This window comes from Rhodococcus sp. LMD, from assembly GCF_056108245.1.
Map to the genome: position 1 here is coordinate 1,784,472 of NZ_CM148557.1, position 19,297 is coordinate 1,803,768.

A 19,297-nucleotide genomic window follows, 5' to 3' on the forward strand; every position below is an offset into this window, starting at 1 on the left:
CGGATTACAGATCCGGTGGACTGTGACGAAGGATGTGCAGATCACGTGATCCAGATGAGTGACGTGCGGGCGCGGTACGGACTGCCCTCGAACGGTGAGATCCTCGAGGCGCTCGAGGCGGGGGAAACCTTGCCGGCGCCGTACTATTTCGCGCCGGAGATCCATGCCCTCGAGCAGGAGAAGATCTTCTCCAGGTCGTGGCAATACGCCTGCCACGAGTCCGCGGTGGCCAAGCCCGGCGACTACGCGGTGACCCGTGCCGGGTCGATTCCCATCATCGTCACGCACGGTCGCGACGGTGAGCTGCGCGGGTTCGTGAACGTGTGCCGGCACCGCCTGCACGCGATCGCCGAGGAGAACGGCAACAAGCCGTTGCTGCAGTGCCCCTACCACGGCTGGACCTACGGCCTGGACGGCAAGCTCAAGACCGCACCGCGTTCGCAGCGCGAGCCGAACTTCGACTGCTCGACGATCTCGCTGGAGCCGGTGTCGGTCGAACGGTGGGACCAGTGGGTCTTCGTCAATCCGGATCCGAACGCCGCATCATTGGCGTCGGTGACTGCCGGAATCCGAGAACGCACCGACGAGCTGAACGCCGATCTGCGCCGGTACGAATTCCAGGTGCGCTACGAGTACGACATGGAGTGCAACTGGAAACTGTGGGCGGAGAACGCCGTCGAGTGCTACCACTGCCCGACCTTGCACAAGTCGAGCTTCGGCAGGACCTACCACACTAGCCCCGACGACTACGCCGTCGACTCCGACGACAGCACTATCTGGCACACCGGCCCGCTCAAGTGGCTGCCCGGAGATGCTGATCCGGGCGCGCACAAGGGGTTCCGCTTCGCGTTCACCTTTCCGTCATCGTTCTTCGCGCTCGACGACTATGTCGGGTTCGTCGGCAGCGTGCAGCCGGTCGGCCCGGAGAAGTGCTGGGCCTTCGTCGACATGTACGCCAAGCCCGGAGCCGACCCGGCCCTGGTCAAGGAGTGGCTCGAGATGTGGGATCAAACCCTCGTCGAGGACAAGCGCGCCACCGACATCCAGCAACTGGGCTACAACTCCGGCAAGGTCCGTGCCGGTCGGCTCCTCCTCGACAGCGAGAGCCCACTGCAGAGCTTCATGAAGGCTACCGTCCAGACCTTGTCCTCGTGATCGACCCCACCGCAGCGAAGGAGCCAGACGATGGTCCTCATCTCCGTAGACCGGCACAAGTGCCAGGGATACGCCAACTGTGTCGTGGCTTCGCCCGACGTGTTCGACCTCGCCGACGACGGCAAGGTAGCTCTCTTGCGGGCCCAGGTCGGTGACGACACGCGCGCCGAGGTCGAGGACGCCGTGCGCTCCTGTCCCGCCGCAGCTCTGAAACTGGAAGGCGGCGCCTGATGCGGCACGTTGTCGTCGTCGGCGCTTCCCTCGCCGGGGTACGGGTGGCCGAGAACCTCAGAAGCCGCGGATTCGACGGCCACCTCTCCCTCATCGGCGCCGAAGAACACCTGCCCTACGACCGTCCCCCGCTGTCGAAGGGGCTTCTCACCGGCGACCTCGACCCGGCCGCCGTTGTCTTCCACGACCGAGCGTGGTTCGCCGACCGTGACATCGATCTCCGCCTCGGCGAGCGTGCCGTGCATCTGGATCCCCAGCGAAGGACGCTGCAGACCACCGCGGGGACCCTCGAGTACGACGAACTCGTCGTCGCCACTGGCGCGCGTGCTCGGAATCCGTTCCCCCAGGCTCCGCGAGGGGTGTGCACTCTCCGCACCCTCGACGATGCCGCGGCCTTCCGCGCGGCGCTCACCGCTGCTGCGCACCTGGTGGTCATCGGCGGTGGCTTCATCGGCCTCGAGGTCGCGTCCTCGGCCCGCGCGCTGGGTAAGGACGTCACTGTGGTCGAGGTTGCCCACACCCCGCTCGTCCGTAGCCTCGGGGTCGAAACGGCCTCCGCGGTCGCAGATCTCGCGCGGAACCACGGCATTCGCCTGCTGTGTGGGCGCTCTGTGACCGACCTGGGCGGAACCGAGAGCGTCGAGAGCGTACGTCTCGACAACGGGGAGGAGATCGACTGCGACCTGGTGCTCCTGGGCGTGGGAGCGGTACCGAACACCGAGTGGCTGGACGGCGCCGGCCTGGAGATCACCTCTGCTGGCATCGTCTGTGACCCGACCGGGCGCGCAGGGGAACATCTCTGGGCCGCCGGCGACGTCTGCTCATGGCGGAATACCGCCGGTGTCGCGCATCGCCACGAGCACTGGACCTCCGCCGCCGAACAAGCCACGTTGGTCGCCCACAACCTCCTCGGTGAGGACAGCCGCACCCTCACCTCGGCCGCCTACGTCTGGTCCGATCAGTTCGGCCGACGCATCAACCTCATCGGCACCGCCACCGGCTACGACGCCGTGCGCGTGCTCGGGCACGACGTGTCCGATCTCGTCGCCCTGTATGCCCGCGACGGCCTCCTCGTCGGCGCATGCGTCGTCGACCAGGCGCCGCTGATGCTCAAATGCCGCAGGTGGGTCGCTGAACGCACCCCCGTCACCGCTATCCCCGCGTGGGACCTCGCCCGCGTCTGAGACCGACCACCCCGCTACTTGGGAGGACACCCTGTGAGTCCCGCCGAAATCCCCCACCCCCCGGCTCCTCTTGCCGGCACTCACGCCGAAGCGATGGTCCGGACGCTCACCTGGCGCGACGGATTCGTCTTCGCCCTCAACATGCCGATCGGGCTGTTCCTGACCCTCGGTTACACGGTCGGCGCCATCGGCGGATGGACCGCCATCACAATCTGGGGCGTGGCCTGCGCCCTGGCCTTTCTGCAGAGCAACCTCTTCGCCGAAATGGCAGCGATGTTCCCCGACAAGTCCGGCGGCATCTCCGTCTACGCCTACGAGGGCTGGAAACGGCACTTCGCCCCCCTGGGCGCCATCGCCGCCTTCGGTTACTGGATGGGTTGGTCGCTCTCGCTCTCGGTCGAAGGAGTCGTGCTCGGCACCCTGATCGAGCAGGCCTTCTTCCCGGACTCCGACATCGCCGTGCGCTTGCCGATCGGTCACGAACTCGGATTGCCCTATCTGATCGCCATCGGTTCCATCGTCGTGGCATGGGCGCTGAACTACTTCGGCGTCAAGATCGCAGCCGGTGTGGCCCGGGTGACAGGCGCGCTGTTGGTCACCGGCCTGGCCGTCCTGATCGTCGGTCCCTTCGTGTCCCCGCACGCGGACTTCGACATCGACCGGATCACCTGGGCCGGGACCAGCTCCCCTTTCGACTGGAAAGTCATCGTCGTCTGGTTCTACATCACCGCCTGGACCACCTACGGCACCGAGGTGTGCGCCAGCTTCGCGGCCGAATACAAGGACCCGGTCAAAGACACTGCCCGTGCCTTGCGCGTGTCAGCAGCGTTCATCCTCGGCCTGTACATCCTGGTGCCCTACGTCGTGGTCGGCGCCCTGGGAGAGCAGACCATCGGTGCCAACCCGGTCAACTACATCGGCCTGGCCTTCGACGAGATCCTCGGAAGCTACTCGTGGATGGGCCAGCTACCGGTGATGGCCGCATTCATCATCGCCATGATGACTGCCACCGCCGACGGAGGCCGTTCGCTCTACGGCATCGCTCGCTCCGGAGGCACCATCAGGCAGCTCGGGGTGCTCAATCGATTCGGCGTCCCCGGCCGCGCCCTGACCACCGACATGCTCATCAACGTCACCGTCCTGGTGGTGCTCGGTGAGCCGATCGCCATACTGCTGGCCAGCAACCTCGGCTACCTCACCGCCGTCACCTTGGCTGTGGGTGCCTTCGTCCTGCTGCGCCGCGACCAGCCCGACCTGCCCAGACCCATCCGACTGCCCACCCCGTGGATCGCCGTGGCCTGCGTACTGTTCGCGATCAACACCTTCGCCATCGGTGTAGGGATCCTCAATCCCGGACTGACCGGCTACGGCGGTCTGAGCGAGACAGTCACTGGCATAGGAATTCTCATGATTGCCTGTGTGCTCTGGTACTACCGTCAGCGCATTCAGGACAAGACCCGAATCCAATGGCGCATCCGCGGCGAGGACCCATCCCGCGTCGTGCACCCGAGCGAACCCGAACCCGAGCAAACCGCAGCGTCTCCGACCAACTCGAGGAATTGAGGAATCATGAAGGCCATCCGCGTCCACGACTACGACCACACACCCACCCTCGACGATGTTCCCGACCCGGTACTGCGTGATCCACACGACGTCATCATCAAGATCGGCGGCGCCGGGGTCTGCCGCACCGACCTGCACATCATCGAGGGCCAGTGGAAGGACAAGAGCGGCGTCGCCCTGCCGTACACCATCGGCCACGAGAACGCCGGCACCGTTACCGAGGTCGGCTCGGCAGTCACCAACGTCGCCGTCGGAGACTCGGTGATCCTGCACCCACTGGCCACTTGCGGGCTGTGCTCGGCCTGCCGCCACGGCGATGACGTGCACTGCACGCACTCGGATTTCCCCGGCATCGACGCCGACGGAGGGATGGCCGAATACCTGCGCACGTCCGCACGAAGCGTCGTCAAACTCGACCCGACACTGGCACCCGCCGACGTCGCAGCCCTCGCCGACGCCGGGCTGACCGCCTACCACGCCGCCCGCAAAGCCGCGGCGGTCCTTCGCCCCGGACACACGGCCGTCGTCATCGGTGCCGGCGGTCTAGGGCACATCGGAATCCAGGTGCTCAAGGCCCTCACCGCAGCACAGATCGTCGTGGTCGACCGATCTGCCGCTGCGCTGCAACTGGCCAAGGAGATCGGGGCGGATGGCACCGTCGTGGCCGACGGCACCGAAGCTCAGCAGGTCCTCGACCTCACCGGTGGCGCCGGAGCCGAAGCTGTCCTCGACTTCGTCGGCGAAGGATCCGCACTCGCTGCCGGCGTCGCCATGCTTCGTCGGGCCGGCAACTACTACGTCATCGGATACGGGGGCACACTCGCAGTCCCGACCATCGACATCATCAGCACGGAGATCAACTTCATCGGCAACCTGGTCGGCACCTACAACGACCTCGTCGAACTCATGGCCTTGGCAGCGCAGGGCAAGGTGCACCTGCACACCGTCAAGTACCGGTTCTCCGACTTCGCGCAAGCCCTCGACGACCTGCACCACGGACGAGTACGCGGACGGGCCGTGCTCGTTCCGGACGGCGAGTTCGTCGAGGCACGGTGACGATCGGGCTCTGACCACACGCGTAGCTCCTCTAGAGCCGAACTACGAATCGCGCAGGCAATAGACTAGAAGGATGCGCAAGATGACGATCAATGGCAATGGAGACCCCTCTGACCGCTCCCGTGAACACACGGTCGAGGGCCTCGACGACGTCGATCGCGGCATCCTGCGGCTACTCCAACAGGACGGACGAATGCCCTACCGACAGATCGCCCGCGAACTGGGCGTGTCGGAAGGCACTGTGCGCCACCGGACAGGCCGGCTGGAGGAATCGGGAGCGCTGAACGTAGTCGCCATCGCCGATCCCTTCCGGCTCGGCTACCGCATCCTCGCTTTCCTGCTGATTCGTGTGGAACCAGGTCAGCACGACCATGTGGTGTCCGCGTTGACCTCCTGGGTGGAGTCGACCTACGTCTCCAGTTGCATCGGCCATGCCGACATCTACGTGCAACTGGTGTGCCGGGACAACAATCACCTGCACACCTTGCTGCACGAGCGCATCCCCGAGATCGGAGGCGTCCGTGAATTCGAGACCTTCATGGAATTGAAGATGCACAAGGTCTCGTACGGCTACTCCGCACCCTGACGACCGGACGAGACCGCCGCGCCACGGGCGCCCCCACGACACCTGCCACAGCCGTACCTCGCCGACCCGGCAACCGCCCGAGCAGGCGCCGCCTGCGCGGTGGGTATCGCGACTTTCAGAAGGAAGAAATGATTTTCATTGTTGTCAAATTCAAGGTCCACCCCGACTGCAGTGACAGGTGGCTGTCGCTGACGGCCGACTTCACCGCGGCCACCCGGGCCGAGTCCGGCAACCTCTGGTTCGAATGGTCCCGCAGCACCGAGAATCCGAACGAATACATCCTGATCGAGGCATTCCGGGACCCGCAGGCGGGGGCCGACCATGTCAACGCCACGCATTTTCGTCAGGGACTCGAGACCATGCGTCCGGCCCTGAGCGAGACGCCGCGCATCATCCACACCGAACTTCCCGGACTCGAGTGGTCGCACATGGGCGAACTCGAGATCACCCCCGTCCACTGAACAGTACCGATCGGAGCATCATGACCAAGCGAATGGGCGGAAAGGTCGCCTTCATCACCGGCGCCGCCCGAGGCCAGGGCCGCAGCCATGCGGTCCGCCTGGCCCAGGAGGGCGTGGACATCATCGCCGTCGACGTCTGCGACGAGGTCGGCCGCACCACCGACTTCTATCCGCCCGCGACCGACGAAGATGTCGCTGAGACGGTGCGTCTGGTGGAGAAGGAGGGGCGCCGCATCATTGCGTACCGAGCCGACGTGCGTGACTACGATCGGCTCGACGCCGGCCTGTCTCGAGCCGTCGAGCAACTCGGGCGCCTCGACCTCGTCGTCGCCAACGCCGGCATCTTTCAATTCGGGGACGAGATCGCCGACACCTCCCCGACAGACTGGCGCGATGTCATCGACGTCAATCTCACCGGCGTCTTCCACACCTGCAAGGCAGCGATTCCTCACCTGGTTCGGGGTGGTCGCGGCGGAAGCATCGTCATCACCTCCTCCGACGCCGGGGTCAAGGGATTCTCTCGGTTCGGGCACTACGTCGCTTCCAAACATGGCGTCATCGGCTTGATGCGGACCCTGACGATGGAACTGGCGCCCCACTCGATCCGAGTCAACGTCGTCGCCCCCACCAACTGCAATACCGACATGATCCAGAACGACGCGGTCTACCGGCTGTTCCGCCCCGACCTCGAGCGCCCCACCCCCGAACAGTTCGCCGAGGCATCCTCCACGCTGCTCGCCCTACCGCAACCCTGGGTCGAACCGGTAGACGTGTCGAACGCCATCGTCTTCCTGGCCTCCGACGAAGGCCGCTTCATCACCGGAGTAACCCTCCCGGTCGACGGTGGCTCCGCCGCCATCTGACCCGGCACGGAGAAGGCTCCGGAGGAACAACAGATTCCGGTGGGGACGGCCCGGTCCGTCCCCACCGGACTGCCCAGATCGGACGACGCCGATGAAACCCCGCACATCCCTCCCCGCCCCACTTGTCGACCGGTACGACTGGCAATTGCGCGCTCGCTGCCGCGGAATCGGAAGCGAGACCTTTTTCGCTCCGCCCGGTGAAACCCGTTCGGCACGTACCAGACGGGAACGGGCCGCCAAACAGATCTGCGCCACCTGCCCTGTTGTCGATCAATGCCGAACCCATGCCTTGAACTGCAGTGAACGGTTCGGAGTCTGGGGAGGAATGACCGCAGCCGAACGCGCCGCACACCGGACACCGACCGCCCCGATCACTGCGTAACGACACTCGGACCACAAGTTGGAAGGCTCCAGGAAACTGAGGCGATAGCAGATCCGCTCGCCGACGTTTCCCACGCCATTCGTCGAGTGGCCCTGAGCCGGGAATGCCCAGTGACTGCCCCCGGTTCATTGCATGTTGTGGCGACGGTCTCGAGTGCCTCCATAGCGTTCCCAGCCGCGGGCAACGAGACGGAACCGACGGTAGATGGGCGGATCGCCGCGCTGTCGGCCACCGCTCCGTCCCGCTGACGCAGAACACCGGCGCGAGTGGCTCAGTCGGAGAGTTCGTCGAACAGGGTCGGCTCGTCCGGGTTCTCGAACAGCTCGATCTGCTCGGGCGGGGACGACCGGCGCCGGCGCCGGCGTTTCCCGGTGGTGCCGGCCGGGGGCACGAGCAGTCGCATCGCCGCCGTGAGCGACCGGCAGGTCGATTCCCACTCCTGCGCCTTCGCCTCGGCCCGTGCGGTACCGGCGCCGTCCCCGGCCGCGGCGCGTCCCATCGCCTCGGCCTGCCAGCACACCTGCGCGTCCACGCTCATCCGCAGGAAGCGCAGCAGCTGGTCCGGTTCGTCGTCGGCCATGCGGGCCACCGTGCGGGGCTCCACCGCCACCTGTCCGTCGAGATGGAAGTCGCGCACTGCCAGCAGCGTCAACGGAAGATCCGCCTCGGACTCCGCCGTCCACGGCGGCAGCTCGTCCGCGGGCGGCGGCACACCGTCGTGGTCGATCTCGTGCAGCAGCTCGCCGCCGAGACGGGTGCCGAACCCCTCGTCCAGTCCCTCGAGGAACTGCGCGACCAGGTCGAGCGTGGCCAGCAGGTGGGCCGGCACGAACGGCGACGCGGGCAGGTGTGCCGCCACCGCCACCCGGTCCTCGACCAGCACGAACTTCAGGTGCGGCCACCGCCGGTTGAGGTCGGCGACGACCTCGGCGGCGCGGGTGCGTCCGGTGATCTGGTGGACGATCGGGGCGAACACGTCGACGGTGCGCTCGTGCGGTCCGACACCGACGAACACGACCATCCCCGCGACCCGCAACGCCAGGTCGCCGTCCTCGTCCCACAGCGGGACGTCGCCGATCCGCTCGCGCAGTGTCGACTCGATCAGCTCGCGTACGTGCTCCTCGCCCGCCGTCTCGACGGCGAGGGGGAGCGCAGCCTGCGGCGGGATCTCCTCGGCCGGCGGGGGCAGCTCGAAGTCGGCCCGGCCGGTGCCGAACGTCTCGGTGCGCAGGAACAGCGGATGCGGCACCCCCCACACCCGGCGCAGCGCCGTCACCGCGACGGCCGCGAGCTGGTCCGCCCACGCCGCGGGCCGGTCCATCCAGTAGGCGGGCGACCCGCCGTCCTCCGGGTCGTCGGGTCCCCGGGAAGGTGCGCGCCAGCCGAGCTCGGCGAGCAACGCCTCGTCGCCCGGGCCGAGACGACGATCGGAGTCGAGGTGGGCATTGGACGGCACCTCGCACCGAACCTGGCCCTCACCCCACGCGTAGAACTGCACGCACGGTCCGGCCGGGCCGGTGTCCTCCTCGACGAGTGGCTCGAGGACCAGCCCGTCGCCGTCGCTCATCGCCGCCACGTGGTCGGCGAGACGTGCCCGGAACTCGTTCCAGGACCGGTCGACGTCGCGGTCGAATCGGCTCTCGGTGTCGGTCACGATCCACCCCCTTTTCCGCTGTCGCGGGACCGTGTGACGACACTAGCCGGGGGGACCGACAGTCGCCGGGCGGGCAGCATCACTCGGTGGCGGGCCCGGAACATCCGGCCGCCCGGGCCGCCGTCGGCGCAGGCTGCGGGCAGCCGACCCGTCAGCGCAGGCTGCGGACGAACACCCCGATCGACGCGACGGCCCGTCCCGCCTCGGGCACGATGCCCGCCGCGGCCTGGAACACGTGCACCTGCCGCTCCCACACCTGCAGTTCGCAGTGCACACCCGCGCCCGCGAGACGCGCGGCCATCAGCTCGGCGTCGACGTACGTCATCTCCTCCGAACCGGTCTGGATGAGGGTGGGCGGCATGGCGGTCAGGTCGGCGTCGACCGGGGACACCGCGCGAGGACCAGGCCCGCCGGCGGCGGCGTCGATGCGGGCGATCACGTCGGCCAGGGCCGGAACGGCGCGGCGCGGGAACAGGGCGCACCGATACGAATTGGGATGCGCGAGCTTGCCGCGGGTGTCGAGGTCGGTCAGCGGCGAGAGCGCCACGTTGCCGGCCGGACGGCCGAGGCCCAGCCGCAGCGCCTCGAGCGTGACCTGGAAGGTGAGGAATCCACCCGCCGAGTCGCCGGCCACCACGATCCGCTCGGCCGGGTAGCCGTGCGCGATCAGCCACCGCAGCCCCTCGATGCCGTCCTCGACCGCGCTCTCGATCGGGTGCCCCGGCAGCATGCGGTAGGCGACGCTGAGCACGGGAGCCCCGGCTGCCGACGAGATGCGCGAGACCATCTGCCGGTGGGTGGTCAGCCCGCACACCAGGAACGCCCCGCCGTGCAGGTACAGGATCGCGGTGGAGCCGTCGGCGCCCGGCGCGGCGAGGAACTCGGCGCGGCAGGACGGCAGCCGCACCGCATGCCGGTGCGTGCCGGGGACCGGCTTGAGGGGAAACGCGAGGCGGTCCACCACACCGGTCGGCCAGGGCAGGTGCGGGGCGCGTGCCCACGCGTCGATGACCGGCTTGACGGTGCTGCGCACCGAGAAGGTCAGCGCCTGGGACGGAATGCTCACCCCGGCGATCTCACGTCGCAGCACCGGCCGCGGTACGGGCGGATACGACAACGACGGATGGTTCGACGCGGTGCTCGTCACCGGAACCTCCTCGTCCTCGTCCGCTCGGGCGGAGCTGCGCTCGTCGGCTCCGGCTTGTCCTCCGCGGCCCGTCCGCCGTGGCTTTCGCAACGTTCGTCCGGGTCGGTTGATCGACAGTACGACGACGATCCGCCGGGGCGAAGCACCGTGACTCGATGGAGACCGGGCATCGTGATTTCCGCAGGTCGCGGGCCCTTCTGTTATCTATTCGGTACGGCATGCGCGGGACCGACGTACGATCCATCCCAGCGTGCGACGGCGGACGAAAGGGGGCAGTCCCCGTGGGGTACATGCCGGTGACGGACTCGATGTTCCTGCTCGCCGAGTCGCGGGAGCGCCCGATGCACTTCGGTTCGCTGGAACTGTTCACCCCGCCGCCCGACGCCGGCCCGGGGTACGTCACCGACCTCTACAACCGGCTCGTCGCCGACGCGCACGTCGACGAGCTGTTCCGCAAGCGACCGGCCGATCCGGTGTCGAGCCTCGGCTACACCTGGTGGACCGTCGACGACGAGATCGACCTCGAGTACCACGTCCGGCACTCGGCGCTGCCGGCACCGGGCCGGATCCGCGAGCTGTTCACCCTCGTCTCCCGCCTGCACAGCGGGCTGCTCGACCGGCACCGGCCCCTGTGGGAGGCGTACCTGATCGAAGGACTCGCCGACGGCCGGTTCGCCGTCTACACGAAGATGCACCACGCGCTGCTCGACGGGGTCTCGGGGCTGCGGCTGTTGCGGCGCACCTACACCACCGACCCGAGCGCGCGCGACTTCCCGGCGCCGTGGCACCTGCCGCCCCGCCCCCGATCCGGGAACGGATCCGGGACGCACGCGCGGACGTCGACCGTCGGTACGGTGCGCTCCGTGGCCGGCGACGTGCTCGGCGCGGCGCCCGTGGCGCTGCGGATCGCGCGGACCGTGCTCGGCGGCCGCCGCGTCGCACTGCCGTACGAGGCCCCGCGATCGATGTTCAACGTCCCGATCGACGGGACGCGGCGCTTCGCGGCGCAGTCCTGGAGCCGCGCACGCATCACACGGGTGCGGTGCGCGGCCGGCGTGTCGAGCAACGACGTCGTCGTCGCGATGTGCGCCGGCGCCATCCGCGCCTATCTCCTCGAGCGGCAGGCGCTGCCGGAGACCCCGTTGATCGCGATGGTCCCGGTGTCGCTGCGCGCGAAGGACACCCCCGAGTCGGACTCGGGTGGCAACAGCGTCGGGGTCACGCTGTGCAACCTCGGCACCCATCTCGAGGATCCGCTCACCCGGCTGTCGACGGTCAGCGATTCGATGGCGGAGGGCAAGACCCTGTTCGGCGGGATGACGCCGCTGCAGGCGACGGTGTGGTCGGCGCTCAACATCGCCGGACTCGCGCTGGCGCCGATCTCGGGCGCGGTCGCCCTGGCGCCGCCGCCGTTCAACCTCATCATCTCCAACGTGCCGGGACCGCGGGAACCGGTGTACCGGGGTGGATCCCGGCTCGACGGCATCTATCCCGTGTCGGTCGTGCTCAGCGGTCAGGCGCTCAACATCACGCTGACCAACACCGCGGACACCGTCGACTTCGGCGTGGTCGGGTGCCGCCGCACCGTCCCCGCACTGCAGCGACTGCTGGGACATCTCGAGGACGCCCTCACGGAACTCGAACTCGCACTAGATATTTCGTGAGCGGTGTCAGTCCCGCAGCGACGAGCTGCGCGGGTCCTGGGGTGTCGAACCCCGCGCGCCCGTGCTGTGTAGGACGTCGACGAGTTCGCCTTCGAGCGCCACGAACTCCGGAGACGTCAGCGCGTCCAGGCCCCGGGGGCGCGGCAGCGGCACCGACACTTCGTGGCACACCCGCGCCGGGCGGGGCGTGAGCACCAGCACCCGATCCGACAGCAGCAGCGCCTCCCGCACGTCGTGGGTGATCATCAGCACCGTCCAGCGGTCGCGCTGCCACACCTGCTGCAGCCACAACTGCATCTCGGTGCGGGTCAGCGAATCCAGGGCGCCGAACGGTTCGTCCAGCAGCAGCACGTCGCGGCCCTGCAGGACGGTCCGCGCGAGTGCCGCACGCTGCCGCATCCCACCCGAGAGCTGCCGCGGCGCGGCCTCCTCGAACCCGGCGAGACCGAAGGCGGGGAACAACTTTCGTGCCCGGTCCCGCGCCTCACCGCGGGGCGTGCCCTGGACCTCGAGGCCGAGCGCGCAGTTGTCGAGCACGCTGCGCCACGGGAACAGCAGATCCTTCTGCGGCATCAGCGCGGCGCGTCCCGGTGCGGCCGGCCGACCGGCGACCGTGACGGCGCCGGTGTCGGGCACGTCGAGGCCGGCGACCAGCCCGAACAGGGTGGACTTGCCGCAGCCGCTCGGGCCGATGAGCGAGACGAACTCGCCGTCGGCCACCGCGAACTCGGCGCCGTCGAGGACGGTGCGCCCATCGAACGCCTTGTGCACGCCGGTGACGGCGACGGCGTTCACCGCAGGCTCCTCGTCGCCAGCGCCCACGGGGCCACCACCCGCTCGGCGGCATAGGTGAGCAGGTACAACGCGAGGGAGAGCACCGCGGTGACGAGCACCGCCGCGAGTACCAGATCGGTCCGGAACGAGTTCTTCTGGGTGCTCATGTAGATCCCGAGTCCCGACGTGGCGCCGACGTACTCGGCGAAGACCGCGCCGACCACGGCGTAGGTGACCCCGATGCGCAGCGCCGTGAAGAATCGGGGCAGCGCCGACGGGAGCCGCACGTACCGGAACTCCTGCCGACGCGAGGCGCCCATGCTGCGCAGCAGCGCCCCCGCCTCCCGGTCCGCGGCCGCGAAGCCCTCGATCAGGCCGATCGCCATGGGGAAGAACGTGGCGAGCGCGATCACCAGGATCTTCGGCAGCAGCCCGAATCCGAACCAGATGATCATCAGTGGCGCGATCGCGATGATCGGCAGGGTCTGCGACACCACGAACAGCGGCACCAGGGCCCGGCGCAGCCACGGCGAGAAGTCCACGACGATCGCCAGCGCCCAGGCGACCGCCAGGGACACCGCGAAGCCGACGAGCGTGACCTGCAGCGTCGACCAGGCGTGACCGGCGATGTCGGTGCGGTGCGCCCACCCCTGCTCGAGGACCCGGGCGGGGGAGGGCAGCACCTGCGGGCGGATGCCGCTGACCGCCACGTACAGCTGCCAGCCGAGGGCCAGCGCGGCGACGGTCAGCGCGGCCGGGGCCACGCGCCGCGCCCAGGAATTGCGGGTGGGGTCAGGGGGTGAGGTAGTCATCGGTGAAGTAGGTCGACCAGTCCGGCTCGGTGGTCAACGGTGCGCCGTCGGGACCGGAGAGCAGGCCCTTCTCGAACAGGAACCGGGAGTACCCGGTCCATCGCTCGAGGGTGAGGGTGCCGACGCGGCCGTTCTCGTCGCGCAGGTAGTCGGTCGACAGCATCCGCTGGCTCTCGTAGACGAGGTCCTCGTCGGAGAAGGCCCCCGGGTTCGCCTCGATCAGCGCGCGAGCGCCGCGGTCGGGGTCCTGCGCGGCGATCTCGTAGCCCCGCTGGACGGCCTGCACGAAGGCCCGGGCCTGGTCCGGGTGTTCGGCCAGCCAGTCCTCGTTGCCGTCGACCACGATCGCGTAGGCGTCGGGGAACCCGTAGTCGGTGTAGCGGAAGTAGCGCATCGGCAGCCCGCGGTGCTCGGCCTCGATGCCCTCCCATGCCAGGTAGGAGACGGTGAAGTCGGCGGTGCCGGAGTACACGGCCTCGTACGCGGAGGTGCCGAGGGTGACCGAGGTGAAGTCGCCGCGCCCGCCGTCGTTGCGGATCACCTGGGCGAGCGTCTCCTCGTCGCCCGGGTCGCCGAAGCCCGCATAGGTGCGGGAGTCGAGGTCCGCGGGCCGGGTCAGGTCGGCGCGGTCCGCCTTGACGGCGATGCCGGTCGCCCAGTGCTGCAGCGGCGCGAGCACCGAGACGGTGCGCGAGCCGGCCGCCCGGGAGAACGTCGCCTGCGCCTGCGTGGAGATGCCGAACTCGGCGTTGCCGGCGTCGACGAGGGTGTCCGGGGTGGTGTTGTTGTAGGGCAGGAACTCGACGTCGAGACCGGCGTCGGCGAACAGGCCCTCCTGCTGGGCGACGTACAGGCCGGTGTGGTTGGTGTTCGGCGTCCAGTCCAGGGCGAATCGGATGGTGTCGCCGGACTCGTCGCCGTTCCCGGCGCAGGACGCGGTGAGCAGCAGCGCGGCGGTGACGGCGGCCAGGACGGTGAACCGGCGGCGCAGCCGGGGGAGCGTGGTCATGAGGCCGGCCACTCCTGGGTGTTGAGCGCGGTGTCCCAGAACAGCAGCTCGTAGCGGGTGGCGATGGTGAACGCCTCGGCCATGGCGTCGCGCTCGGCGTCGGTGGCGGCTGCCGCCGCGGCGTCGACGAGGTCACGGGCGCCGGCGACCGCGGCATGGAACTCGGGCGCGTCGTAGGTGGTGACCCACTGGGCGTAGGGGTGGGCGGGATCCGCGGCGAGCACGTCGGCGGCGCGGACGGCGAGGTCGCGGCCGACCTCGGCGTAGATCCAGAAACAGGGGAGTACCGCGGCGGCGCCCACCGGATACGGGTCGGTGGCGACGGTGGCGGTGAGATAGGAGACGTAGCCGAGGCAAGCGGGCGAGTGCGCGGGGGTGTCCTCGGCGGGCGGCAGGACGCCACCGGTCAGCAGACCCCGGTGCAGGGCGGATTCCTCGGTGGCGGCCGTGGCCGCGCTGTTCGCCCAGAACGCGGCGGTGCCCGGGTCCGGGGCCTTCACCGCGAGCAGGGCGAGTGCCTTGGCGTACCCGGCGAGGTACAGGGCGTCCTGCTCGATGTAGAAGCGGAACGCGTCGAGCGGCAGCGTCCCGTCGCCGAGGCGGCGCAGGAACTCGAGGTCGTCGATGGCCTCGCGCAGGACCTTGGTCCGGTCCCACAGCAGATCGGTGAAGCGGTCGGTCCCTGCCGGGACCGACGCGCGGGCAGGCATGGTCATGCCAGGACATCCCTTCGTCAGCATTACCTGATCAGGTTCGACGGGTGTGATCTCAGCCCCGCGCATGTGCGGAGCACCCCGTGTCTACGGAGCCGACGATAGCACTCGGCGCAGACCGCCTCCGCCGCCCGGGCCACCGGGCTCCGCATGCAACCTGTCTGTTGTTGGTACCTTGGCCCGAGACCGTTCGTTCGGGAGGAACCGTGGACGCCGAGACGCTCATCGTCGGCTGCAAGTACGGCGACGTACGCGGCTACCGCGACGGCTCCGTCTACACGTGGAAGGGAGTCCCGTACGCCGCGCCGGCGTCCGGCGACCTCCGGTTCCGCGCCCCCGAACCGCCGGAGCCGTGGACCGACGTGCTCGACGCGCGGCGCTTCGGGCCCATCGCGCCGCAGGGACGCAACAACCCGATCCCCATCGATCCGGGGCTGACGATCGGTGAGGACTGCCTCTCGTTGAACATCTGGGCGCCGGAGCCGGACGGGGAGCCCCGGCCGGTGATGGTGTGGATCCACGGCGGCGCCTACGTCCTCGGTTACTCGGGTCAGCGGATCTACGACGGACGGTTGCTCGCCGAGCGCGGCGACGTCGTCGTGGTGACGGTCAACTACCGGCTCGGCGCGCTCGGGTTCCTCGACTTCTCGTCGTTCTCGACCGCCGGGACCACCTTCGAATCCAATGTGGGGCTGCGCGATCAGATCGCCGCGCTCGAGTGGGTCCGCGACTGCATCTCCGCGTTCGGAGGCGACCCCGACCGGGTCACCGTGTTCGGCGAGTCGTCGGGTGGCGGGTCGCTGACCACACTGATGACCGTGCCCCGCGCCGAGGGTTTGTTCCACCGGGCCATCGCGCAGAGCCCGCCGGCGACGTCGGCGTACGGGTCCGAGCGGGCTGCGCGGGTCGCCGAGCGGTACCTCGAGATCCTCGACCTCACCCCGGCGCGGGTGTGGGCGCTGCGGGACATGCCGCACGAGGCGCTGACCGATGCGGGGGACGTGCTCGTCGGCGAGATCCCCACGAAGTTCCCCGGCACGCTCGCGATGGCGCCCGTGGTCGATCGCGACCTGGTGCCGAAGTATCCGGTGGCGGCGTTCCAGAAGGGGCTCGCGCACCGGATCCCCCTGATCATCGGCTCCAACAAGGACGAGCCGTCGATCTTCCGCTTCATGAAGTCGCCGTTGATGCCGGTGAGCGACGCCTCCGTGCAGGCGATGCTCGACGCCCTCGCCGAGGACCACCCGGAGTTGCTGCCCGACCGCATCGCGGAGATCATCTCCGCGTACCCGGATGTCACGAAAACGTCCGGGGCGATGGCTCTTTCGCGGGACGCGGGGTTCCGGATGCCGGTGGTGTGGATCGCCGACGCGCACAGCGCCCACTCGCCGACGTGGGTGTACCGGTTCGACCATGCGACCCCGATGCTCAAGGCGGCACGGATCGGTGCCGGCCATGCCACCGAACTGCCCTACGTCTTCGGCAATTTCGGGACGCTCGATCGCGATCCCACGTTCTGGCTCGGCGGGCGCAAGGCTGCGACGACGATCTCGGGCCGGATCCAGCGTCGCTGGCTGGCCTTCGCGCACCACGGCGTGCCGGCCGCCCTGGACGGATCCCGGCACTGGGCGCCGTACGACACCGACAAGCGCATGACCCTCCTGATCGACAACACCGACACCCTCGTCCCGGACCCCGACAAGATACTGCGCGAGGTGTGGGGCGACCAGGTGATGGGCTTCAGCTGACCGCTCGGGGGGCGGCCGAATGTGACATTCCGTCGGTCTGACCGACGCGATGTGACATTCGGCCACTCCCGACGGTGGTGGGAACTGGTCTTACCACTTGACCTCTGTCCGGATGGGGGCTTACGGTCGGGTCGTGATGTTCGAGCCGATCGCCCGCAAGTCCGCCTCCGGCGAGGTGTACGACCAGATCGCCGCCCGGGTGCTCGGCGGCGACCTCGCCGCCGGGGCGTCGCTGCCGAGCGAACGCCACCTCGCCGAGGCGTTCGGAGTGTCGAGACCCGCTGTGCGAGAAGCCCTCTCTCGGCTCGCGCACGCCGGGCTGGTGGAGGTGCGCCAGGGGGAGGCGACCTCGGTGCGCGATTTCCGCACCCAGGCCGGGCCGGAACTGCTGCCGCGGCTGCTCGTGCGCGACGGTCGGCCCGACTGGGGTGTCGTCCGCAGCGTCCTCGAAGCCAGGCAACTCATCGGCCGTCAGGTCGCCCGCCTCGCGGCCACCCGCGCGACGGACGAGACGCAACCCCGATTGCGCGAGTCCGTGGCACGCCTCGCCGCGGGGGACGACCCCGTCACGCTGCAGGTCGCCGCCCTCGAATTCTGGGAACACGTCGTCGACGCCGCCGACTCCCTCGCGTTCCGGCTGATCTTCAACAGCCTGCGCAACGCGTACGAGCCGGCCATGACCGCGATGGCCGGGGTGCTGATCGTCGAGGTCGGGCGCGCCGACCTCTACGAACGGCTCGCCGACGCGATCGTCGCGCGCGACGAGGACGGCGCCGAGCACGCCGCCGGCGAACTGCTCGACCTGGGCACGTCGGCCCTGACCACCGCCATCGACCAGGCCGAACACGGAGAGGCGAGGAACCGGACATGAGCACGAATCGGACCGAGGGACGGGGCCGTCGCGCCTCGATCGGCCTGCGGGACGCCGCCGTCGAGTTCGTGCGGCACCCGTCGCCGTGGATGATCGGCGGGTTGCTCGCTGCTGCGGTCGTCGCACGGATACTCGTCGGCGACTGGCAGGTCACCGACGCGCTGGTCCCGCTGGTCGCCCTGCTGGTGTTCCCGCTGGTGGAGTGGGTCATCCACGTCGGCATCCTGCACTGGCGGCCGCGCCGGATCGGTGGGCTGACGCTCGACTCGCTGCTGGCGCGCAAGCATCGCGAACACCACAGCGATCCGCGCGACGTGCCGCTGGTCTTCATCCCCTGGCAGACCCTGGCGTGGCTGCTGCCGGTGCTCGTCCTCGTCGCGTGGCTGGTCTTCCCCCGGCCCGGACTGGGACTGACATTCCTGGTGACGCTCGGTGTCCTGGGCCTGACCTACGAGTGGATGCACTACCTCATCCACACGGACTACCGCCCCGGCTCGCGGCCCTACCGCGCGGTGTGGCGCCATCACCGGCACCACCATTTCAAGAACGAGCACTACTGGTTCACCGTCACCACCGCCGGCACCGCCGACCGGATTCTCGGCACCGAGCCGGACCCGGCCACGGTCGAGACCTCGCCGACCGCCCGGAACCTGCACGCGACCCGGTGATCCGGTGCGCGAACCGCGCTCGCGGGGAGGTTGCCGGCGAGAGGCGGTGACCTTGTGATGCCGTCGCCGAAACCGTGCACCGGGTAGCATCCCCAGAACCAGCATCCAGACCAGGGAGGGGCTGTGGCGAGCGATTTCTCCGTCGGTGACCATGTCCGGTGGAACTCCGAAGCCGGATACGTCGAGGGCGTCATCATCGCAAAGCACACCGAGGACGTGGAGTTCAAGGGACGTACTCGGCGGTGCAGTGAAAGTCACCCTCAGTACGAGATCAAGAGCGACAAGACCGATAACATCGCGATGCACAAGGGCGATGCACTCACCAAGCTGTAGCGCACCCGAATATCGATGAGCATGATCGACGCTGTCCGTGAGGCAGTCCTCGCCATCCCTCCGGGCTCGGTGGCCTCCTACGGAGACATCGGCAGGAGAATCGGGGCAGGTCCACGACAAGTGGGCCGAGCGATGGGCATGCTCGACGACAACATTCCCTGGTGGCGAGTCGTCTACGCCGACGGAACAACGGCCTCGTGTCACGGCGGTCGTGCGTGGGCACTGCTCCTCGAGGAGGGCACCCCCGTCTCGGGGAAGCGGGTAGACATGCAACGTGCTCGGCAGCGAGGGACGGCCTGACGATCGCCCCGACGCTGCCGGTCGGATGTCCGATTCCGGCCCCGCCTCGCGGCTGCAGCGAGCCGGGGTCACTGCTGCTCGGCGGTCTCGCGTCGGGTGCCTGTCGAGGCCGTGTGCCGGTGA

Annotated in this window: 21 protein-coding genes and 1 riboswitch; of the genes, 15 read left to right on the plus strand and 6 right to left on the minus strand. The window is 69.0% G+C overall.

What is annotated here, in order from left to right:
• Positions 1-54: 54 nt before the first annotated feature.
• The 9 genes from ACWPQI_RS08355 (at position 55) to ACWPQI_RS08395 (ending at position 7,481) form a co-directional block, all read left to right on the plus strand.
• On the plus strand, positions 55-1,155 hold the full coding sequence (locus tag ACWPQI_RS08355; RefSeq protein WP_474738845.1) for an aromatic ring-hydroxylating oxygenase subunit alpha: 1,101 nt from the start codon (positions 55-57) through the stop codon (positions 1,153-1,155).
• Positions 1,156-1,185: 30 nt separating this feature from the next.
• Positions 1,186-1,386: a ferredoxin gene (locus tag ACWPQI_RS08360; protein WP_474738748.1), complete on the plus strand. Its 201-nt coding sequence runs from the start codon at positions 1,186-1,188 to the stop codon at positions 1,384-1,386.
• Positions 1,386-2,570: an NAD(P)/FAD-dependent oxidoreductase gene (locus ACWPQI_RS08365; protein ID WP_474738749.1), complete on the plus strand. Its 1,185-nt coding sequence runs from the start codon at positions 1,386-1,388 to the stop codon at positions 2,568-2,570. Before ACWPQI_RS08360 ends, ACWPQI_RS08365 begins: the two co-directional genes overlap by 1 nt.
• A 33-nt stretch (positions 2,571-2,603) precedes the next feature.
• Positions 2,604-4,133 carry an APC family permease gene (locus ACWPQI_RS08370; protein ID WP_474738750.1) on the plus strand — a complete coding sequence of 510 codons (1,530 nt, stop codon included), beginning with the start codon at positions 2,604-2,606 and terminating at the stop codon, positions 4,131-4,133.
• A 6-nt stretch (positions 4,134-4,139) separates the two neighbouring features.
• The gene (locus ACWPQI_RS08375; RefSeq protein ID WP_474738751.1) at positions 4,140-5,189 is read left to right on the plus strand and encodes an NAD(P)-dependent alcohol dehydrogenase; all 1,050 of its coding nucleotides are present in this window, start codon (positions 4,140-4,142) and stop codon (positions 5,187-5,189) included.
• Positions 5,190-5,262: 73 nt separating this feature from the next.
• Positions 5,263-5,775, plus strand: a complete 513-nt coding sequence (locus ACWPQI_RS08380) for an Lrp/AsnC family transcriptional regulator (RefSeq protein WP_474738752.1) — start codon at positions 5,263-5,265, stop codon at positions 5,773-5,775.
• Between the two features lie 128 nt (positions 5,776-5,903).
• The gene (locus tag ACWPQI_RS08385) at positions 5,904-6,236 is read left to right on the plus strand and encodes a putative quinol monooxygenase (RefSeq protein WP_474738753.1); all 333 of its coding nucleotides are present in this window, start codon (positions 5,904-5,906) and stop codon (positions 6,234-6,236) included.
• Between the two features lie 20 nt (positions 6,237-6,256).
• Positions 6,257-7,099 carry a mycofactocin-coupled SDR family oxidoreductase gene (locus ACWPQI_RS08390; protein WP_474738754.1) on the plus strand — a complete coding sequence of 281 codons (843 nt, stop codon included), beginning with the start codon at positions 6,257-6,259 and terminating at the stop codon, positions 7,097-7,099.
• A gap of 91 nt (positions 7,100-7,190) precedes the next feature.
• On the plus strand, positions 7,191-7,481 hold the full coding sequence (locus ACWPQI_RS08395; RefSeq protein ID WP_474738755.1) for a WhiB family transcriptional regulator: 291 nt from the start codon (positions 7,191-7,193) through the stop codon (positions 7,479-7,481).
• A gap of 271 nt (positions 7,482-7,752) precedes the next feature.
• Here the strand turns inward: ACWPQI_RS08395 and ACWPQI_RS08400 are convergent, their stop codons facing one another.
• Together ACWPQI_RS08400 and ACWPQI_RS08405 are read right to left on the minus strand one after the other, a co-directional pair.
• The gene (locus ACWPQI_RS08400) at positions 7,753-9,135 is read right to left on the minus strand and encodes a T3SS (YopN, CesT) and YbjN peptide-binding chaperone 1 (RefSeq protein WP_474738756.1); all 1,383 of its coding nucleotides are present in this window, start codon (positions 9,133-9,135) and stop codon (positions 7,753-7,755) included.
• A 151-nt stretch (positions 9,136-9,286) separates the two neighbouring features.
• Complete coding sequence (locus ACWPQI_RS08405; protein ID WP_010595805.1) at positions 9,287-10,282, minus strand: alpha/beta hydrolase; 996 nt, start codon at positions 10,280-10,282, stop codon at positions 9,287-9,289.
• Between the two features lie 290 nt (positions 10,283-10,572).
• Between ACWPQI_RS08405 and ACWPQI_RS08410 the strand changes: the two genes are divergently transcribed.
• Positions 10,573-11,946: a WS/DGAT/MGAT family O-acyltransferase gene (locus tag ACWPQI_RS08410; protein ID WP_017680394.1), complete on the plus strand. Its 1,374-nt coding sequence runs from the start codon at positions 10,573-10,575 to the stop codon at positions 11,944-11,946.
• A gap of 6 nt (positions 11,947-11,952) precedes the next feature.
• On the opposite strand, the gene ACWPQI_RS08415 is transcribed toward ACWPQI_RS08410, so the two are convergent.
• The 4 genes from ACWPQI_RS08415 to ACWPQI_RS08430 all read right to left on the minus strand — a co-directional run bounded on the left by ACWPQI_RS08415 (position 11,953) and on the right by ACWPQI_RS08430 (position 15,257).
• Complete coding sequence (locus ACWPQI_RS08415) at positions 11,953-12,741, minus strand: ABC transporter ATP-binding protein (RefSeq protein ID WP_010595807.1); 789 nt, start codon at positions 12,739-12,741, stop codon at positions 11,953-11,955.
• The gene (locus ACWPQI_RS08420) at positions 12,738-13,532 is read right to left on the minus strand and encodes an ABC transporter permease (RefSeq protein WP_026137675.1); all 795 of its coding nucleotides are present in this window, start codon (positions 13,530-13,532) and stop codon (positions 12,738-12,740) included. The genes ACWPQI_RS08415 and ACWPQI_RS08420 overlap by 4 nt, the downstream gene beginning before the upstream one ends.
• Positions 13,513-14,541 carry an ABC transporter substrate-binding protein gene (locus tag ACWPQI_RS08425; RefSeq protein WP_010595809.1) on the minus strand — a complete coding sequence of 343 codons (1,029 nt, stop codon included), beginning with the start codon at positions 14,539-14,541 and terminating at the stop codon, positions 13,513-13,515. The genes ACWPQI_RS08420 and ACWPQI_RS08425 overlap by 20 nt, the downstream gene beginning before the upstream one ends.
• Positions 14,538-15,257 carry a TenA family protein gene (locus ACWPQI_RS08430; protein WP_474738757.1) on the minus strand — a complete coding sequence of 240 codons (720 nt, stop codon included), beginning with the start codon at positions 15,255-15,257 and terminating at the stop codon, positions 14,538-14,540. The genes ACWPQI_RS08425 and ACWPQI_RS08430 overlap by 4 nt, the downstream gene beginning before the upstream one ends.
• Positions 15,250-15,348, minus strand: a riboswitch (TPP riboswitch). Its footprint overlaps the gene before it by 8 nt.
• A 112-nt stretch (positions 15,349-15,460) precedes the next feature.
• Here ACWPQI_RS08430 and ACWPQI_RS08435 point away from each other — a divergent pair.
• The 5 genes from ACWPQI_RS08435 to ACWPQI_RS08455 all read left to right on the plus strand — a co-directional run bounded on the left by ACWPQI_RS08435 (position 15,461) and on the right by ACWPQI_RS08455 (position 19,174).
• Positions 15,461-17,002 (plus strand): carboxylesterase/lipase family protein, encoded by a 1,542-nt coding sequence (locus tag ACWPQI_RS08435; RefSeq protein ID WP_474738758.1) that lies wholly within the window; start codon positions 15,461-15,463, stop codon positions 17,000-17,002.
• Positions 17,003-17,138: 136 nt separating this feature from the next.
• Positions 17,139-17,873, plus strand: a complete 735-nt coding sequence (locus tag ACWPQI_RS08440) for a FadR/GntR family transcriptional regulator (RefSeq protein WP_064066354.1) — start codon at positions 17,139-17,141, stop codon at positions 17,871-17,873.
• Positions 17,870-18,541, plus strand: a complete 672-nt coding sequence (locus ACWPQI_RS08445) for a sterol desaturase family protein (RefSeq protein ID WP_010595813.1) — start codon at positions 17,870-17,872, stop codon at positions 18,539-18,541. The genes ACWPQI_RS08440 and ACWPQI_RS08445 overlap by 4 nt, the downstream gene beginning before the upstream one ends.
• 123 nt (positions 18,542-18,664) lie before the next feature.
• Positions 18,665-18,874: a hypervirulence associated TUDOR domain-containing protein gene (locus tag ACWPQI_RS08450; RefSeq protein ID WP_301915119.1), complete on the plus strand. Its 210-nt coding sequence runs from the start codon at positions 18,665-18,667 to the stop codon at positions 18,872-18,874.
• A gap of 21 nt (positions 18,875-18,895) precedes the next feature.
• Positions 18,896-19,174, plus strand: a complete 279-nt coding sequence (locus ACWPQI_RS08455; RefSeq protein ID WP_230831839.1) for an MGMT family protein — start codon at positions 18,896-18,898, stop codon at positions 19,172-19,174.
• Positions 19,175-19,297: the final 123 nt, after the last annotated feature.

Bases quoted from the DNA above. Each gene is read 5' to 3' on its own strand.
- ACWPQI_RS08455 (WP_230831839.1), top strand. From the start codon at position 18,896: ATGATCGACGCTGTCCGTGAGGCAGTCCTCGCCATCCCTCCGGGCTCG.
- ACWPQI_RS08365 (WP_474738749.1), top strand. From the start codon at position 1,386: ATGCGGCACGTTGTCGTCGTCGGCGCTTCCCTCGCCGGGGTACGGGTG.
- ACWPQI_RS08380 (WP_474738752.1), top strand. From the start codon at position 5,263: ATGCGCAAGATGACGATCAATGGCAATGGAGACCCCTCTGACCGCTCC.
- ACWPQI_RS08385 (WP_474738753.1), top strand. From the start codon at position 5,904: ATGATTTTCATTGTTGTCAAATTCAAGGTCCACCCCGACTGCAGTGAC.
- ACWPQI_RS08360 (WP_474738748.1), top strand. From the start codon at position 1,186: ATGGTCCTCATCTCCGTAGACCGGCACAAGTGCCAGGGATACGCCAAC.
- ACWPQI_RS08390 (WP_474738754.1), top strand. From the start codon at position 6,257: ATGACCAAGCGAATGGGCGGAAAGGTCGCCTTCATCACCGGCGCCGCC.
- ACWPQI_RS08445 (WP_010595813.1), top strand. From the start codon at position 17,870: ATGAGCACGAATCGGACCGAGGGACGGGGCCGTCGCGCCTCGATCGGC.
- ACWPQI_RS08430 (WP_474738757.1), bottom strand. From the start codon at position 15,257: ATGACCATGCCTGCCCGCGCGTCGGTCCCGGCAGGGACCGACCGCTTC.
- ACWPQI_RS08420 (WP_026137675.1), bottom strand. From the start codon at position 13,532: ATGACTACCTCACCCCCTGACCCCACCCGCAATTCCTGGGCGCGGCGC.
- ACWPQI_RS08355 (WP_474738845.1), top strand. From the start codon at position 55: ATGAGTGACGTGCGGGCGCGGTACGGACTGCCCTCGAACGGTGAGATC.
- ACWPQI_RS08440 (WP_064066354.1), top strand. From the start codon at position 17,139: ATGTTCGAGCCGATCGCCCGCAAGTCCGCCTCCGGCGAGGTGTACGAC.
- ACWPQI_RS08395 (WP_474738755.1), top strand. From the start codon at position 7,191: ATGAAACCCCGCACATCCCTCCCCGCCCCACTTGTCGACCGGTACGAC.
- ACWPQI_RS08375 (WP_474738751.1), top strand. From the start codon at position 4,140: ATGAAGGCCATCCGCGTCCACGACTACGACCACACACCCACCCTCGAC.
- ACWPQI_RS08410 (WP_017680394.1), top strand. From the start codon at position 10,573: ATGCCGGTGACGGACTCGATGTTCCTGCTCGCCGAGTCGCGGGAGCGC.
- ACWPQI_RS08425 (WP_010595809.1), bottom strand. From the start codon at position 14,541: ATGACCACGCTCCCCCGGCTGCGCCGCCGGTTCACCGTCCTGGCCGCC.